The 16,589-nt window shown below is 62.7% G+C and carries 13 protein-coding genes; 6 read left to right on the forward strand and 7 right to left on the reverse strand.

What is annotated here, in order from left to right; all coding sequences use genetic code 11:
• Window positions 1-15 precede the first annotated feature (15 nt).
• From glgC to G9X67_RS33385, 5 genes are all read left to right on the forward strand, one after another.
• Entirely contained in the window at window positions 16-1,278 is a 1,263-nt protein-coding gene (glgC, locus tag G9X67_RS33365) for a glucose-1-phosphate adenylyltransferase (RefSeq protein ID WP_012758982.1), read from the forward strand.
• A gap of 3 nt (window positions 1,279-1,281) precedes the next feature.
• Complete coding sequence (gene glgA / locus G9X67_RS33370) at window positions 1,282-2,724, forward strand: glycogen synthase GlgA (protein ID WP_171600663.1); 1,443 nt, start codon at window positions 1,282-1,284, stop codon at window positions 2,722-2,724.
• Between the two features lie 6 nt (window positions 2,725-2,730).
• A complete protein-coding gene (locus tag G9X67_RS33375) occupies window positions 2,731-4,362 on the forward strand; it encodes an alpha-D-glucose phosphate-specific phosphoglucomutase (RefSeq protein ID WP_171600664.1) in 1,632 nt (543 codons plus the stop codon).
• A 12-nt stretch (window positions 4,363-4,374) separates the two neighbouring features.
• Window positions 4,375-6,351 carry a glycogen debranching protein GlgX gene (glgX, locus tag G9X67_RS33380; protein WP_171600665.1) on the forward strand — a complete coding sequence of 659 codons (1,977 nt, stop codon included), beginning with the start codon at window positions 4,375-4,377 and terminating at the stop codon, window positions 6,349-6,351.
• Between the two features lie 90 nt (window positions 6,352-6,441).
• Window positions 6,442-6,930 (forward strand): MaoC family dehydratase, encoded by a 489-nt coding sequence (locus G9X67_RS33385; RefSeq protein WP_171600666.1) that lies wholly within the window; start codon window positions 6,442-6,444, stop codon window positions 6,928-6,930.
• A gap of 15 nt (window positions 6,931-6,945) precedes the next feature.
• Here the strand turns inward: G9X67_RS33385 and G9X67_RS33390 are convergent, their stop codons facing one another.
• The 6 genes from G9X67_RS33390 to G9X67_RS33415 are packed head-to-tail and all read right to left on the reverse strand — an operon-like array spanning window position 6,946 to window position 12,922.
• Window positions 6,946-7,344, reverse strand: coding sequence for a VOC family protein (locus G9X67_RS33390; protein ID WP_171600667.1), 399 nt, complete (start codon window positions 7,342-7,344; stop codon window positions 6,946-6,948).
• 38 nt (window positions 7,345-7,382) lie between these two features.
• On the reverse strand, window positions 7,383-7,931 hold the full coding sequence (locus G9X67_RS33395; protein ID WP_171600668.1) for a sarcosine oxidase subunit gamma: 549 nt from the start codon (window positions 7,929-7,931) through the stop codon (window positions 7,383-7,385).
• Window positions 7,924-10,917 carry a sarcosine oxidase subunit alpha gene (locus tag G9X67_RS33400; RefSeq protein WP_138333321.1) on the reverse strand — a complete coding sequence of 998 codons (2,994 nt, stop codon included), beginning with the start codon at window positions 10,915-10,917 and terminating at the stop codon, window positions 7,924-7,926. The genes G9X67_RS33395 and G9X67_RS33400 overlap by 8 nt, the downstream gene beginning before the upstream one ends.
• Window positions 10,914-11,255, reverse strand: a complete 342-nt coding sequence (locus tag G9X67_RS33405; RefSeq protein ID WP_138333319.1) for a sarcosine oxidase subunit delta — start codon at window positions 11,253-11,255, stop codon at window positions 10,914-10,916. The genes G9X67_RS33400 and G9X67_RS33405 overlap by 4 nt, the downstream gene beginning before the upstream one ends.
• Before the next feature lie 12 nt (window positions 11,256-11,267).
• A complete protein-coding gene (locus G9X67_RS33410) occupies window positions 11,268-11,669 on the reverse strand; it encodes a hypothetical protein (protein WP_138333318.1) in 402 nt (133 codons plus the stop codon).
• Window positions 11,669-12,922 carry a sarcosine oxidase subunit beta family protein gene (locus tag G9X67_RS33415; protein WP_003542921.1) on the reverse strand — a complete coding sequence of 418 codons (1,254 nt, stop codon included), beginning with the start codon at window positions 12,920-12,922 and terminating at the stop codon, window positions 11,669-11,671. Before G9X67_RS33415 ends, G9X67_RS33410 begins: the two co-directional genes overlap by 1 nt.
• 254 nt (window positions 12,923-13,176) lie before the next feature.
• On the opposite strand from G9X67_RS33415, the gene G9X67_RS33420 reads away from it, so the two are divergent.
• On the forward strand, window positions 13,177-14,199 hold the full coding sequence (locus G9X67_RS33420) for a FecR domain-containing protein (protein ID WP_138333317.1): 1,023 nt from the start codon (window positions 13,177-13,179) through the stop codon (window positions 14,197-14,199).
• Between the two features lie 6 nt (window positions 14,200-14,205).
• Here the strand turns inward: G9X67_RS33420 and G9X67_RS33425 are convergent, their stop codons facing one another.
• Window positions 14,206-16,377 carry an adenylate/guanylate cyclase domain-containing protein gene (locus G9X67_RS33425; protein WP_138333316.1) on the reverse strand — a complete coding sequence of 724 codons (2,172 nt, stop codon included), beginning with the start codon at window positions 16,375-16,377 and terminating at the stop codon, window positions 14,206-14,208.
• Window positions 16,378-16,589 lie beyond the last annotated feature (212 nt).

The following is a 16,589-nucleotide window of genomic DNA, read 5'->3' on the forward strand; positions in this document are numbered from 1 at the left end:
TGGTGGGAGGAGAAAATGGTAGAAAAGCGCGTTCAGCCACTTGCCCGCGATGCAATGGCTTATGTTCTGGCGGGCGGTAGGGGAAGCCGTCTCAAGGAACTCACCGACCGGCGTGCCAAGCCGGCCGTCTATTTCGGCGGCAAGGCCCGCATCATCGATTTCGCTTTGTCGAACGCCCTGAATTCCGGCATCCGCCGCATCGGCGTCGCCACGCAATACAAGGCGCATTCGCTGATCCGCCACATGCAGCGCGGCTGGAACTTCTTCCGCCCCGAGCGCAACGAGAGCTTCGATATTCTGCCCGCCAGCCAGCGCGTCTCCGAGACGCAATGGTATGAAGGCACGGCCGACGCCGTCTATCAGAACATCGACATCATCCAGGATTACGGCGTCGAATACATGGTCATTCTTGCGGGCGACCACGTCTACAAGATGGACTATGAGTGGATGCTGCAGCAGCACGTCGATTCCGGCGCTGACGTCACCATCGGCTGCCTGGAAGTGCCGCGCATGGAAGCGGTCGGCTTCGGCGTCATGCATGTCAACGAGAAGGACGAGATCATCGCCTTCGTCGAGAAACCGGCCGATCCGCCGCCCATTCCCGACAAGCCGGATTTCGCCCTCGCCTCGATGGGCATCTACGTCTTCCACACCAAGTTCCTGCTCGATGCGCTGCGCCGCGACGCAGCCGACCCGACCTCGAGCCGCGACTTCGGCAAGGACATTATCCCCTATATCGTCAAGAACGGTAAGGCGGTCGCTCACCGCTTCGCCAAGTCCTGCGTCCGTTCCGATTTCGAGCACGAGCCCTATTGGCGCGACGTCGGCACGATCGACGCCTATTGGCAGGCCAATATTGACCTGACGGCGATCGTTCCGGAGCTCGACATCTACGACAAGTCCTGGCCGATCTGGACCTATGCCGAGATCACCCCGCCGGCGAAATTCGTCCATGACGACGAGGATCGCCGCGGCTCGGCCACCTCCTCCGTTGTATCAGGTGATTGCATCATCTCGGGCGCGATGCTCAACAACAGCCTGCTCTTCACGGGCGTCAGGGCCAACTCCTTCTCCAAGTTGGAAGGAGCGGTCGTCCTGCCGAACGTGAAGGTCGGACGGCGCGCGCAGCTCAAGAATGTGGTGATCGACCATGGTGTCGTCATTCCGGAAGGCCTGGTCGTCGGCGAGGATCCCGAGCTCGATGCCAAGCGCTTCCGGCGAACGGAAAGCGGCATCTGCCTGATCACGCAACCGATGATCGACAAGCTGGATATCTGACTTATGAAAGTTCTTTCGGTTTCGTCCGAAGTCTTCCCTTTGATCAAGACAGGGGGTCTGGCCGATGTGTCCGGCGCCCTGCCGATTACTCTGAAAGCCTTCGGAGTCGAGACCAAGACCCTTCTGCCCGGCTATCCCGCCGTGATGAAGGTCATTCGCGACGCCGTCGTCAGGCTCGAATTCCCCGACCTGCTCGGTGAGCGGGCGACCGTGCTGGAGGTCCAGCACGAGGGCCTCGATCTGCTCATCCTCGATGCGCCGGCCTATTACGACAGGCCGGGCGGACCCTATCTCGATCCGCTCGGCAAGGACTATCCCGACAACTGGCGTCGTTTCGCCGCCCTGTCGCTTGCCGCCTCCGAGATCGCCGCCGGCCTGCTGCCCGGCTGGCGGCCGGATCTCGTCCACACCCACGACTGGCAGGCGGCGCTGACGTCGGTCTATATGCGTTATTACCCGACGCCGGAACTGCCGAGCGTGCTGACCATCCACAACATCGCCTTCCAGGGTCAGTTCGGTTCCGAGATCTTTGCCGGCCTGCGCCTGCCTGCCCATGCCTTCGCCACCGACAGCATCGAATATTACGGCACTGTCGGCTTCCTCAAGGGCGGTCTCAAGACTGCCCATGCGATCACGACGGTCAGTCCGACCTATGCCGATGAGATCCTGACGTCGGAATTCGGCATGGGGCTCGAGGGCGTCATCGCCAGCCGCATCGACGATCTGCACGGCATCGTCAACGGCATCGACACCGATATCTGGAACCCGGCGACCGATCCTGTCGTCCACACCCATTATGGCCAGACGACGCTGAAGAATCGCGAGGAGAACCGGCGCTCGATCGCCGAATTCTTCGGTCTCGACAATGACGACGCCCCGATCTTCTGCGTCATCAGCCGTCTCACCTGGCAGAAGGGCATGGATATCGTCGCCAACATCGCCGATGAGATCGTCGCCATGGGCGGCAAGCTCGTCGTGCTCGGCTCCGGCGAAGCCGCCCTTGAAGGCGCGCTGCTCGCCTCCGCCAGCCGCCACCCCGGCCGCATCGGCGTTTCGATCGGTTATAACGAGCCAATGTCGCACCTGATGCAGGCCGGCTGCGATGCGATCATCATCCCCTCGCGCTTCGAACCCTGCGGCCTGACCCAGCTTTACGGCCTGCGTTACGGCTGCGTGCCGATCGTCGCCCGCACCGGCGGTTTGAACGACACCGTGATCGACGCCAATCACGCCGCACTTGCAGCGAAAGTCGCAACCGGCATACAATTTGCCCCCGTGACCGAAACAGGCATGCTACAGGCAATCCGCCGTGCGATGCATTTTTATCAGGACCGAAAACTCTGGACCCAATTGCAAAAGCAGGGCATGAAATCGGATGTCTCCTGGGAGAAGAGCGCCGAACGCTACGCTGCCCTCTATTCAAGCCTCGTCTCGAAAGGCATGTGACCTAAAATGATCAAGTCCGTCCCCACCACGCCCTATCTGGATCAGAAACCCGGCACGTCGGGCCTGCGCAAGAAGGTTCCGGTCTTCCAGCAGCCGAACTATGCGGAGAACTTCATCCAGTCGATCTTCGATTCGCTGGAAGGCTATCAGGGCAAGTGCCTGGTCATCGGCGGCGACGGACGCTACTACAATCGCGAAGTGATCCAGAAGGCTGTCAAGATGGCCGCGGCCAATGGCTTCGGCAAGGTCATGGTCGGCAAGGGCGGTATCCTGTCGACGCCGGCCGCTTCCCACATCATCCGCAAATACAAGGCTTTCGGCGGCATCATCCTCTCCGCCAGCCACAATCCCGGCGGCCCGACCGAAGACTTCGGCATCAAATACAACATCAACAATGGCGGCCCGGCGCCGGAAAAGATCACCGACGCGATCTATGCGCGCTCCAAGACGATCGACAGCTACAAGATCGCCGATTTCGCCGACGTCAATCTCGACCGCATCGGCAAGGACGAGCTTCCCGGCGGCACGATCCTCTCGGTCATCGACCCGGTCGAGGACTATGCCGCGCTGATGGAAGAGCTGTTCGATTTCGGCGCCATCCGCAATCTGATCAGCCTCGGCTTCCGCATTGCCTTCGATGGGATGAGCGCCGTCACCGGCCCCTATGCCAAGGAAATCTTCGAAAATCGTCTCGGCGCTCCCTCGGGTTCGGTGCGCAATTTCATGCCGCTGCCGGATTTCGGCGGCCATCACCCGGACCCGAACCCGGTGCACTGCAAGGAACTCTTCGATGAGATGATGGGCGATGACGCGCCCGATTTCGGCGCCGCTTCCGACGGCGACGGCGACCGCAACCTGATCATCGGCCGCGGCATCTTCGTCACGCCTTCCGACAGCCTGGCGATCCTCGCCGCCAACGCCAATCTCGCCCCCGGCTATTCCGGCGGCCTTGCCGGCATCGCCCGCTCGATGCCGACATCGGGTGCTGCTGACCGCGTTGCCGAAAAGCGCGGCATCGGCATGTACGAAACGCCGACCGGCTGGAAATTCTTCGGCAACCTTCTCGACGCCGGCATGGCGACGATCTGCGGTGAGGAAAGCTCCGGCACAGGCTCCAGTCACGTCCGCGAAAAGGATGGCCTCTGGGCCGTGCTTCTTTGGCTGAACATTCTTGCCGTGCGCGGCGAGAGCGTCGCCGACATCGTCACGCAGCACTGGCAGACCTACGGCCGCAATTATTATTCACGCCATGATTACGAAGGCCTCGACACCGATGCGGCGAACGGCCTGGTGGACAATCTCCGCAGCCAGCTTCCCACTCTGCCCGGCAAGAGCTTCGGCAGCCTGAAGGTGGAGAAGGCCGACGACTTCGCCTACCACGATCCGATCGACAAATCGGTGAGCGAGCATCAAGGTGTCCGTGTGCTCTTCGCGGGCGGCTCCCGCGTCGTCTTCCGCCTGTCCGGCACCGGCACGTCTGGCGCAACCTTGCGTGTCTATATCGAGCGTTACGAGCCGGATTCGACTCGCCACAACATCGAAACGCAGGAAGCGCTCGCCGATTTGATCGCCGCCGCCGAAAGCATAGCCAGCATTCGTGAACGCACGGGACGCGATGCGCCAACCGTGATCACCTGATCCGGGGGGAACATGCGGGGGAACAGTTCGGCGCAAGCCGGCGCGATCGTCTTCGAGACCGGCGTCGAATTTGCCGTGTGGTCGCATCATGCCGCACAGATCGAACTCTGCCTCTTCGAGGATGACGGCAACAGGGAATTCGCGCGCCTGCCGATGGCGCGCGACAGCAACTACTTTCATCGTCTCTTTGTCGACGGACTGAAGCAGGGCGCGCGCTACGGCTATCGCGCCGACGGTATCTATGCGCCCGATAACGGCCTCTGGTACGATCCTTCCAAACTGCTGATCGATCCCTACGCCAAGGAGATCGATAGGCCGTTCCGCTACGATCCCCGCCTCGGCATCTATGGCGAGGACAGCCAGGATCTGATGCCGAAGGCGATCGTCACCACCGATACCCGAGCCGCGATCCGCAAGCCGCTGTTCAAGCCAGGCGGCTTTATCTATGAGGTGGCGGTGCGGCCCTTCACCATTCTTCATCCCGACGTGCCGGAGGCTGAGCGCGGCACGGTCGCAGCCCTTGCCCATCCCTCCGTCGTCGCGCATCTGAAGCGGATCGGCGTCGATGCCGTCGAACTGATGCCGATCACTGCCTGGATCGACGAACGCCATTTGCCGCCGCTCGGCCTCACCAACGGCTGGGGCTACAATCCCGTCGCCTTCATGGCGCTCGATCCGCGGCTCGTCCCCGGCGGCATGACGGAGCTGCGCGAGACGGTCGCGGCCCTCCATGCCGAAGGCATCGCCGTCATCCTCGACCTCGTCTTCAACCATACCGGCGAGAGCGACCGTTACGGCGCGACGCTGTCGCTGCGTGGCCTCGACAACCTGCATTATTATCGCCACGCCCAGAATTGCCCGGGCGAACTCGTCAACGACACAGGCACCGGCAACACCCTCGCCTGCGATCATCCCGAGGTTCGCCGCCTCGTCATCGACAGCCTGCGCCATTTCGTGCTCAACGCCGGCGTCGACGGTTTTCGCTTCGATCTCGCCCCGGTGCTTGGCCGCACCGCGACGGGCTTCGAACGCGACGGAACACTGGCCGCGATCCTCTCCGACGATGTGCTTGCTGACCGGATCATGATTGCCGAACCCTGGGATATCGGCCCGGGTGGTTACCAGCTCGGCAATTTCCCGCCGCCCTTCCTTGAATGGAACGACCGGGTTCGCGACGACCTGCGCTGCTACTGGCGCGGCGACGATTGGAAGACCGGCGCGCTGGCAACCGCACTCGCAGGCTCCTCCGACATCTTCTCCCGCAACGACGGCAAGGAGACGCGCAGCGTCAATTTCCTCGCCGCCCATGACGGCTTCACGCTGATCGATCTCGTCTCCTATGCTGAAAAGCACAACGACGCCAACGGCGAACACAATCGTGACGGCCATAACGAGAACCACTCCTGGAACAACGGCGTCGAGGGGGAAACCGTCTATCCGACGATCCGCAAGCGTCGCCGGGACGATGTGATGGCGCTGATCTCAACGCTCTTTGCCACCCGCGGCAGCATCATGCTGACGGCGGGCGACGAGGGCGGCCGCAGCCAGCACGGCAACAACAACGCCTATTGCCAGGACAACGAGATCACCTGGCTGGACTGGAAAGCGTTGGACGGGGATCTCATCGCCCACACCGCCTTCGTTGCGGGGTTGCGTCGCCGCTTCACCGTCTTCTCTGAAACGGACTTCCTGTCAGGAAACGGCGATGTCGAATGGATTTCGCTCTCCGGCGAGCCGATGACCGTTGCCGAATGGGAGACGCCGTCGCTTTCCACCCTCGGCATGCTGTTATCGACCGGTGACCGCTCCTCTCGCGGCAGGCAGACCCGGCTCGGCGTGCTTTTCAATCGCTCGGGGAGCCGCCAATTTTTCACGCTGCCTTCTGAGGGCGAACCGGGCTGGCGCCAGTTGACCCCTGATGGAGCAAATAAAACCGGTGGCCGCGCAACCGTCGAGCCGCGCTCGATTGCCTTTTTCGTAGAAAATTGACCGCCTCCCCTCCCTCGCGCAAATCCTTGTCGCAATCGTCACAAATGCACGATAAGGCTTTGCCGCGGCGGCTTGTTTCACGAGGAATTCATGGTCACGGAAATTTCACTCTCCGACGTGCGGGGATTGATCGGCATGGAAACGGGCCTTTCGGATTGGGTCACCGTCGACCAAACGATGATCGACGCCTTCGCGTCGGCGACCGACGACCATCAGTTCATCCACGTCGATCCTGAGCGCGCGGCGGCCGAGAGTCCGTTCGGCGGCACCATCGCCCACGGCTTCCTGACCCTGTCTCTGCTGTCGACGATGAACTACAATTGCCTGCCGAAAGTGCGCGAGCAGACCCTCGGCATCAACTACGGCTTCGATCGCGTCCGCTTCATGACGCCGGTGAAAAGCGGCGCCCGCGTCCGCGGCCGCTTCCTGCTCTCCGAAGCCCGCTTCCGCGGCGCCGGCATGCTGATGACCACCTATGACGTCGCGATCGAGATCGAAAACGAGAAGAAGCCGGCACTGACGGCAAAATGGATCACCATCATCCAATTCGACCCAAAGGACCGTCCCGAGGACGTCTAAGCAAAACTGCTTTTGTTACTCAGCCGAATTGAACACGGCTTCGAGAGCGTGCCCGTCGGGATCCATGACGAACGCCGCATAATAATGCTCACCGTAATGGGACCGCAGGCCGGGACGGCCATTGTCACTGCCGCCTTGCGCGATTGCCGCCACATAAAACTGATCGACTGCCTTGCGGCTCGGCGCGGCAAACGCCAGATGAAAACCCGGGCCGGGCGCACGCTGGCCGTCCGGGGTATGCTTGATCGCCAGTTTGTCCCCGCCGCCGGGAAGGCCGTAGCCGATTGCCTGCCCTGTTTGCCCCGGCCTGATATCGTCCCAGACCCTGATATAACCGAGCGCGGCAAGGGCAGCATCGTAAAATGCCGCCGACCGCTCGATGTCGGAAACGCCGAGGGAGGCATGATGCAGCATTCGCTTACCTCTTGAATGAGCGCACGCCCCGCTGGGGCTCAGTGCCCCGCGTCTTCAGCCGCCTCGTTCAGCAGCCCGAAGACATACTCCGAAAACGACCGCCAGCATTCCACACGGAACGTGTCTTCTTCCGTACGGAAAAGCACGATTTCCGCCTTGCCGAAAATCGTGCGCGATGCGGCGCCGACCGGAAAGGAAGAAAGCGACAGATCCTGCGGGCAGCCGGCCGAAAGCGTCGCCTCGGCACCCGGTCCCGAGACGATGATCGCGACATTGCGGTGGGAAACGTCGGTCGCCGAATGCAGCGTGCCGGCACCGCAAAGTGCTGCCATCAGATCGGCGCCGGCCTCGTCGATCACCAGCCACTCGTCCGGCCCGATCCAGAGCGCCGATCGGGCGCCGGCTCGGCCGGATGTCTTCGGGGCATCCGGCAGCGCCAGGCCGAGAGCAGAGGAAATTGCTGCCAGCGATCCCGCCGGCGCGCGCAGCGCCACCCGGCTGGCAGTGGGAGCGGTCGTCAGCCGTACCGCTGCGGAGCCGCCGAGACGTCCGGCAAGCGCCGGTTTGCGAATTGCGACATCAGCCATGGATGCGGCCCCCTTCCTTGTCAAAGAATACCAGATCCGTCACTTCGACGGCGATCATCCGGTCCGGCATCGGCACATAGAGCGTCTCGCCCATCCGCGCCCGGCCGCCGGCGACGAGCGCGAAGGCGATCGACCTGCCGCAATTTTCTGACCAATAGGCTGATGTGACATGGCCGAGCATGGTCATCGGCTTCGGCTCGTTCGGGCTCGCGACGATCTGCGCGCCTTCTTCGAGCACCAGCTTCGGGTCCTTGGTGACGAGGCCGACGAGCTGTTTGCGCCCATCCTTGACGAGATCCGGCCGCTTCAGCCCGCGAATGCCGACGAAATCCGTCTTTTTCTTCGAAACCGCCCAGGAAAGTCCGGCGTCATCGGGGGTCACCGTCCCATCGGTATCCTGCCCGACGATGATGTAGCCCTTCTCGGCGCGAAGAACGTGCATCGTCTCCGTACCGTAGACGCAGGCGCCGAGCGGCTGGGCATTGGCCCAGACCGCTTCGAGCACCGACTGGCCGTAATCGGCCGGCACATTGATTTCGAAGCCGGTCTCACCGGTGAAGGAGACGCGGAAGAGCCGCGCCGGCACGCCGCAGACCGTGCACTCGGCAACGCTCATATGCGGGAAGGCCTCGTTCGAAAGATCGAGCCCTTCGACCAGCGGCGCGACGATCTCGCGCGCCTTCGGCCCCTGTACGGCGATGACAGCCCATTGTTCGGTCACCGAGGTCAGCCATACCTTCAGATGCGGGAATTCCGTCTGCAGGTAATCTTCCATATGATGGAGAACACGCGGCGCGCCACCGGTCGTCGTCGTGACGTGGAAGCGGTCGTCCGCCAGGCGTCCGACAACGCCATCGTCATAAACGAAGCCATCCTCGCGGGTCATGATGCCGTAGCGGGCCTTGCCGGGCTTCAGCGTATCCCAGGCATTGGTGTAGATGAGGTTGAGGAATTCCGCAGCATCCGGCCCCACCACCTCGATCTTGCCGAGCGTCGAGGCGTCGAAGATACCGGCCGCCTCGCGTGCCGTCCGGCATTCGCGAGCGACCGCCTGGTGCATGGTCTCGCCGGCCTGCGGATAGAACCAGGCACGCTTCCAGTTGCCGACATCCTCGAAGACCGCGCCATGGGCTTCTTCCCAACCGTGCAGCGGCGTCTTGCGTGTCGGATCGAACAGCTCTCCGCGTGAATGACCGATCAGCGTACCGTAGGTGACCGGCGTATAGGGCGCACGGAAAGTGGTGAGCCCGACCTGTGGGATTTCCTTGCCGAGCATTTCGGCGGCAATCGCCAGGCCATGCATGTTGGAGAGCTTGCCCTGGTCCGAGGCCATGCCGTTGGTCGTGAAGCGCTTGATATGCTCGATCGAATGCATGCCCTCGCGCACGGCGAGGCGGATATCCTTGGCGCAGACGTCATGCTGGAAATCGATGAAGGCCTTGGCGTTGGTCTTCGGCCCGGCGCCTTCGGCAGCGCCGATCATCCCGCCCGTCCAGTCATAAGCCTGCTCAGCCGAAATTGCGATCTTCTCGCCGCTGCTTCTGCCGGTGGCCTGCGCCATCAGCTCGCCGGCGGCAAGCGATTCCTCGATCGTCCGCTGCAGGTCGTCGGTGCCGTTGCAGGCGCCGACCGAGAGGCAGTCCTGCGCATAGGAGCCGGGCAGGAAACGCTGGCTTTCTGCATCGAAGGCCACTTTACCGCGCGACTGCGAGAACAGATGGACGGACGGTGTCCAGCCGGCCGAAACCAGCAGCGCATCGACCGCGATCTTGCGCGGCGAACCGCCGCCGTTACGCGCCACGGTCATTGACGAGATGCGCAGCCGCCCCGACGTGTTGACGACCGATTGGCCGGCCAGAACATCGATGCCGAGCGCCCGCGCCTCTGCCAGCACTGCCGCTCCCGGCGCCTGCCTGCTATCGACGATGGCGGCGATCGAAACACCTGATCGTTTCAGATCGAAGGCCGCCTCATAGGCCGAGTCGTGCGCCGTGTAGATGCCGACCTTGGTCCCGACCGCAACGCCGTAATGATTGAGATACATCCGCCCCGCCGAGGCGAGCATGATGCCCGGCCGGTCGTTGTTCGGAAATACCATGTGCCGCTCGATCGCGCCGGTGGCAAGGATGACCCGCTTGGCCCGGACCTGCCAAAGCCGCTCGCGCGGCAGATCGCGCGAAGGCTTGGCGATATGATCGGTGACGCGCTCGGCAAGACCGACGAAATTGTGGTTGTAGTAGCCGAAGGCGGTCGTGCGGACCAGCACTTCGACATTGTCCATCGCCTTCAGACGCGCCACAGCCTTCTGTGCCCAGCTATTGCCGTCCTGTCCGTCGATCCTTACCCCGAGATCGTAGCGTAACGCGCCGCCGGCTTCCGCCTGCTCGTCGCAAAGGATCACCTGCGCGCCGGTCTCGGCCGCAGCCAGCGCCGCCGAGAGCCCGGCAACACCGGCGCCGACCACCAGCACGTCGCAATGGGCATAGCGGCTGGCATAATGGTCAGGATCCTCCTCCGTCGGTGCGACGCCGAGGCCGGCAGCGCGACGGATGAGCGGTTCGTAGACGTGTTTCCAGGCGGCGCGCGGCCACATGAAGGTCTTGTAGTAGAAACCGGCGGCGAAGAACGGCGACATCAGATTGTTGACCGCGCCGATGTCGAAGGCAAGCGAGGGCCAGCGGTTCTGCGAGCTGACGATCATGCCGTCGAAGACTTCCTGCACGGTGGCGCGCACGTTCGGCTGCTTGCGCGCCACATCGCGGGAAACGTCGATCAGCGCGTTCGGCTCCTCGGCCCCTGCCGACAGAATACCGCGGGCCCGGTGATATTTGAACGAACGTCCCAGAAGATGCACGCCGTTGGCGATCAGCGCCGAGGCCACGGTATCACCTTCGAGCGCTGTATAGCTCTTGCCGTCGAAGCTGAAGCGCGCGGTCCTGGCCGGTGTCAGGCGCCCCTTGCCGGCGATACGGTTCGCGCCGCTCATTGCGCCTCTCCTTCCACGGCTTCATATGTCTCGACAGGCCCATGCTGCTGGACCGCCGCACCGATCTCAGGCTTCGGTTCACCCGCCTTGTAGGTCACGATGAACTTGTCGGTCACCGTATCGCGCGCCGCATTGAAGAAGCGCCCGCAGCCGTGAATATGCCGCCAGCGTTCGAAGATCAGCCCCTTCGGATTGTCGCGGATAAAGAAATAGGACTCGAAGTCCTCGTCCGAAATCGAGGCGATATCGGCGGGCCGCGCGATATGCGCGTCACCCGCGCCACGAAATTCGAGCTCGGAGCGCTCTTCCTGACAGTAGGGGCAATAGATCAGCAGCATGTGTTACCCGTCTTAGAGTTCCGATCCGGAAACATTGGTTCCGGGAGGTTGATTGCAAAGGCGCTTTCCCATCGTCACATAGGGAACGAGGCGCTTGAGAAGCTGTTCGAAATTGTCGTAGGGCTCCAGCACACCGGTCATGCCGATATTCGCAAAAGCCATCATGGTGATATCGTTGTCGATCACGAAGGCACGTCCCGGCGTTCCGGCGACCTCGGGCACGAAATAGACGGCTGGTTGGCGCAGGACCATCGCGCAAAGCAGCGTGCCGCTCTCGGCAACGAAGGGCCATTCGCTTTCGCCGGCGGCCCTGTGGATCTTCTGCAGGCGGAAATCTCCGACGCCGGGAAAGACGTCACCGGCCGGCATTGCCGCGCCGCTGATCCCGATCGTCAGGAGAGCCGCCGTCCACATCAGTGCGCCACCGCCGCCGCCGCCGCCTCGTCGATCAGCCGGCCGCTGCGGAAGCGCTCCAGCGTCAGCCCGGCATTGAATTTGTGCGGCTCGTCGCGAGCAATCAGATGGGCGAAGAGATTGGCCGAGCCCGGCGTCGCCTTAAAGCCGCCGGTGCCCCAGCCGCAATTGACGTAAAGCCCGGGAACCGGCGTCTTCGACTGGATCGCCGAACGATCCGGCGTATTGTCGACGATGCCGCCCCATTGCCGCATCATCTTGACGCGGCGGAACATCGGGAAGAGCTCGCAGATGGCATCCAGCGTATGGGTGATGATCTGCAGCCCGCCCGTCTGGGAATAGGAATTGTATTGGTCGGTGCCGGCGCCGATGACGAGCTCTCCCTTGTCGGACTGGGAGATATAGGCATGCACCGTGTTCGACATGACGACGCAGGGAAAGATCGGCTTCAGCGGCTCGGAAACCAGCGCCTGCAGCGGGCTCGATTGCAGCGGCACGCGCACGCCGGCCATCTGCATGACTGTCGTCGTATGGCCGGCCGCCGACACGCCGACCTTCCTGGCGCCGATGAAGCCGCGCGAGGTCTCAACCCCGGTCACCCGTCCGTCCGGACCGCGCCGGATGCCGGTCACTTCGCAATTCTGGATGATGTGCACCCCGCGGTCTGAGGCCGCCCGTGCATAACCCCAGGCAACCGCGTCGTGCCTGGCCGTGCCGCCGCGCCGCTGCAGGGCTGCGCCGTTGATCGGGTAGCGCGCGCTGGCCGAGATATCGAGCGGCGGACAATAGGCCTTCGCCTGCTCCGGCGTCAGCCATTCATTGTCGATGCCGTAGAGCCGGTTGGCATGGATATGTCGTTTGAAGGACTGCTGGTCGTGAATATTGTGCGAGAGCATCATTACGCCGCGCGGCGAATACATCACATTGTAGTTGAGCTCCTGGGATAGCCCCTCCCAGAGCTTCATCGAATGCTCGTAGATGTGCATGCTCTCTTCGTAGAGATAGTTCGAGCGGATGATGGTGGTGTTGCGCCCGGTATTGCCGCCGCCGAGCCAGCCCTTCTCGATCACCGCCACATTGGTGATGCCGTGCTCCTTGGCGAGATAATAGGCGGCACCCAGCCCGTGGCCACCGGCGCCGATGATGACGACGTCATATTCGGCGCGCGGCTCAGGCGAAGTCCACTGCTTCTCCCAGCCCTTGTGGCCGCGAAGGGCCTCCCGTGCCACGGCAAAAACCGAATATTTCCGCATCCGCCTTCTTCTCCTTCGGGAAAGGGCCTGTTCTCCGCGCTCATACAAATCGCAAATCCAAATGCGGCACAACGGTTCTTTTGCGACGCACGAGAGCTTTGCTTTCGACACACTGATGAGAATGCCCTTCCAGGCCGATGACCCAAGCGTCTGCATTTCCGCTTAGCCGCCGGCCCGGCCCTAACCCAAGAGGGTTAGAAGACAAGCAATTGCTAAAATGTTAACAATCGCCTGTTCCCGGGGGTACGTGTATCATGTGGGGTTGGCGCGCAGTATCGGTCGCGATGCTTTGCATCGCGTTAAACGGCGCATGGCCGGCGCTCGCCGCCGAGCCGGTCGGCCAGGCCGTCGTCATCAAGACACAGGTGACGGGACAGAGCGGGCCGATCGAGGTCGACACCCGCGTCCATCGCAACGAACGCATCAAGACATCGCAATCGGGGCTTGGCCAATTCGTGTTTCGTGACGGCACGAAGCTCGCGGTCGGCTGGGGTTCGTCGGTCGTGATCGACAAATATGTCTTCGATGATTCCCAATCAGTCAAGAAACTGACGATCAGGGCGGCAAAGGGCACATTCCGCTGGGTCAGCGGCAATTCCAATTCCTCGGCCTACCAGATCCTGACTCCCGCCGGCACGATCGGCGTGCGTGGCACCGCTTTCGATTTCTACGTCGGCCCGGATGGTACGACCGCCGTCGTGCTGCTGAATGGTGCTGCCCGTTTCTGCGGCCCGGGCGGCTGCCGGCAACTACAGCAACGCTGCGATTGCGTGGTGGCCAAGCCGAATGGCGATATGTCCGCGGCACGCCGGGTCGACCCCAGCATCCTCGCGACGCTCGGAAATCAGCGCGCCCTACCCTTCCTCTCCGGCAATCAGCGACTTGCGGGCGGCATCGGCATGCTCGGCGGCTGCAATATGGCCTCAGCCGCGCCGGAAAGAAAAGACAGGACGCGGCCTCCGCCGGCAGTTGCGCCTGCTCCGCAAAGGCAGGATCCGCCACAGAGACAGGCCGAGCCGCAAAAGGAGCGGCCGAACAAGCCCGACAAGCCGCATCACGACAAGCCTCATCATGACAGGCCGCACCACGATAAGCCCCATCATGACAAGCCGGATAGGCCCGACAAGCATGATGGCCACGGCCGGCATGACAATGATGGCAAGCCCGGAAATCACGGTTTGGATCATCGGGGGCACGAGCGCCACCATGATCGAGATCGAGATCACGACAACGATCGGAACCGCGACAGGGGTCATAATTTCAATCGCGGTCGCTGAGCCCTGTCAATCTGCGGCGCTTTTTTCGACCTCCTCCGGCACCTCGCGGAAATGATCGGCTCTGCGGGATACGCGCTCGTAGAACTCAGCCAGACCGCCGATCACCTGCACAGCCCTGAGCTTTGCCGTACCGATAAGCTTTCGGCTATTCCTTGAGTGTGATTGCAGGGCCTGCATCAACTGATTGTGGACGACCTTGAGCGCGGCAAATTCCAGAGATGCTGCGACCCGCTCATCGCCGACAACGGCGAGGATCTGTGTCCGGCTGCTCTTCCCCTTTAGCGGGAGCGCGCCGGCCTCGATCAGCGCCATTCCCGGCACTGACCGTGCCGTGCTGTCGGAAATGAGGATATCGAAGCCGACCTCCTTGCAGGAGGACTCGATTCGAGCCGCAACGTTGACGGCATCTCCGACAGCCGAATAGTTGAAGCGGGTCTTGGCGCCCATATTGCCAACGCAGGCAAGGCCAGTATGAATGCCGATGCCGATGCTGACTTGCTGATCGGGCCCGAAGCCAAAGGCGTCGCCGGCGTTCAATTCGGCGAGTGTCTCGCGCATGGCAAGCGCTGCGCGAACAGCCTTGGCTTCGTGATCCGCCACATCGACGGGCGCATTCCAGAATGCCATGATCGAGTCGCCGATGAACTTGTCGAGCGTGCCCTCATTCGCCACGACATGGCGGCTCAACGCATCGAGCAGCGTGTTCAGGAAAGCGACGACATCCGTCGGCGCCAGCCGCTCGCTCATTTCGGTGAAATTCCTGACATCGACGAACATCATCGTCAACTCGCGGTCGTCTCCGCCGAGACGCAATGCGTCGCGATTATGCTCGATACGGTGGAGCAGCGCTGGGGAAAGATAATGTCCGAAGGCGCGCCGCACCTCGCGTCGCTCTCGATCGATCACCAGGATCTTGAACGAGGTCGCGGCAAAATGGATGATCGATCCGCTGACGATCGGAGCCAGTGGATCGAAGAGAAGCCCTGCATAAAGAAACGAGAGCCAGGACGCCACCAGCGCCATCGCCGTGATCAGCAGCCCGCAGATCAGAGCGACGGCGGGGCTGACGAAGGTCGTCACCACGACGAGCAGGCAGCCGAGCACCGCGATCAGCAGGATTTCCAGCCCGTCGGCCCAGTCGGGCCGCGACAGGAAATGGCCGGAGAGGATCTGCTCGACGGCCTGCGCATGCAGCGAAACGCCGGGAACATTCTCGCCGAGCGCGGTGACGCGGATGTCCTGCAGGCCGGCCGCCGATGTGCCGATGAAGACGATGCTGCCGTCGATGGCGGCCGCGACCTCGGGAGAGGCCCCGTCGACCGCGAGCACCTGACGGGCGGATATGTACCGCTCGGCCCGGTCGGGGCTGACATAAAGCCAGAGTTCGCCCGCCGCCGTCAGCGGCACGACGAAATCCCCGATCTTTGCCGATGTCATGATGCCGGCGCGATCGGGCGCGCCCGATAGCACATAGGTCGACGCCCCCTGCGCCACGCGCAGAGCCTCGATCGCGAGATTCGGATAGAGCTGTTCACCGTCTGTCAGGAACAGCGGCACCGCCCGCACCACCGGCGAGGGATTGCCGGGGTTGAGGCTGATATGGCCGAGCCCCGCCGCATTGGCCTCCAATTGCGGTCTGAGCGGCGTCGAGGCGCCGAGATAGGGCGGAGCCGAGACAGGACTTTCGCCGGTGAAGGCGAAGCCCGCCTTGACGGGCGGCCGGTAGTTGCCCTCGTTGGAAAGACCGAAGCCGAGCACGACGGGTTTTCCGGCAATCGAACGGGCGAATATCTCGTCATTGTCTGGCAGCTTCTCGGCCAAGGAAGGATCCACACCGGCAACGTCGCGCACAACATTGCGCGGCGACAGCCGGTCCGGCTCGGCGAAGAGAACATCGAAGGCAATGGCTGAGGCACCCATCTCGGAAAGCCGGTCCACCAGCAGAGCCATGCGGTCCCGCGGCCACGGCCACTGGCCGAATTCGCGCAGCGACGTCTCATCGATGTCGATCACGCGGACGGGCATCGGCTCGAAGGTCCTGGGAACCAGCCGCTGATACTCATCGAAAGTCACGCCCCGGATCAGCTTGAAAATCCCGGGATCGCCTGCCCGGAGGATCGTCAGCATAGCCACGATCGCCAGGCCGATAACGACACCGATTTGCTGCACGCGCGTCATGATCTCACCGGCTGTCCCCTCCGACGGCCGACAGAACGGCCCGCACCTGCCGGCAGACAGGCTACGCCGCTTTCGGTCCAAACGCCATTCGCAGATGCATCAAGGACGCCGTCTTTTCAGCCTCCCGCATTTCGCTTTCCGGCGGACGGCAGGGAACCGTCTTCAATAAGGCCACGCCTCCAGTTTTGGCCGGGCTTTTGCCTGGATGACAA

Source organism: Rhizobium sp. WYCCWR 11152, assembly GCF_013087615.1.
Classification (GTDB): domain Bacteria; phylum Pseudomonadota; class Alphaproteobacteria; order Rhizobiales; family Rhizobiaceae; genus Rhizobium; species Rhizobium indicum.

What these genes read in the sequence shown, in the direction of transcription:
- G9X67_RS33405 (WP_138333319.1), bottom strand. Translation starts at nt 11,255, where the DNA reads ATGCTGCTGATCTATTGCCCCTACTGTCAGGAAGAGCGCTCCGAGCTC.
- glgX (WP_171600665.1), top strand. Translation starts at nt 4,375, where the DNA reads ATGCGGGGGAACAGTTCGGCGCAAGCCGGCGCGATCGTCTTCGAGACC.
- G9X67_RS33385 (WP_171600666.1), top strand. Translation starts at nt 6,442, where the DNA reads ATGGTCACGGAAATTTCACTCTCCGACGTGCGGGGATTGATCGGCATG.
- G9X67_RS33395 (WP_171600668.1), bottom strand. Translation starts at nt 7,931, where the DNA reads ATGGCTGATGTCGCAATTCGCAAACCGGCGCTTGCCGGACGTCTCGGC.
- G9X67_RS33410 (WP_138333318.1), bottom strand. Translation starts at nt 11,669, where the DNA reads ATGTGGACGGCGGCTCTCCTGACGATCGGGATCAGCGGCGCGGCAATG.
- glgA (WP_171600663.1), top strand. Translation starts at nt 1,282, where the DNA reads ATGAAAGTTCTTTCGGTTTCGTCCGAAGTCTTCCCTTTGATCAAGACA.
- G9X67_RS33425 (WP_138333316.1), bottom strand. Translation starts at nt 16,377, where the DNA reads ATGACGCGCGTGCAGCAAATCGGTGTCGTTATCGGCCTGGCGATCGTG.
- G9X67_RS33375 (WP_171600664.1), top strand. Translation starts at nt 2,731, where the DNA reads ATGATCAAGTCCGTCCCCACCACGCCCTATCTGGATCAGAAACCCGGC.
- glgC (WP_012758982.1), top strand. Translation starts at nt 16, where the DNA reads ATGGTAGAAAAGCGCGTTCAGCCACTTGCCCGCGATGCAATGGCTTAT.
- G9X67_RS33400 (WP_138333321.1), bottom strand. Translation starts at nt 10,917, where the DNA reads ATGAGCGGCGCGAACCGTATCGCCGGCAAGGGGCGCCTGACACCGGCC.
- G9X67_RS33420 (WP_138333317.1), top strand. Translation starts at nt 13,177, where the DNA reads ATGTGGGGTTGGCGCGCAGTATCGGTCGCGATGCTTTGCATCGCGTTA.
- G9X67_RS33415 (WP_003542921.1), bottom strand. Translation starts at nt 12,922, where the DNA reads ATGCGGAAATATTCGGTTTTTGCCGTGGCACGGGAGGCCCTTCGCGGC.
- G9X67_RS33390 (WP_171600667.1), bottom strand. Translation starts at nt 7,344, where the DNA reads ATGCTGCATCATGCCTCCCTCGGCGTTTCCGACATCGAGCGGTCGGCG.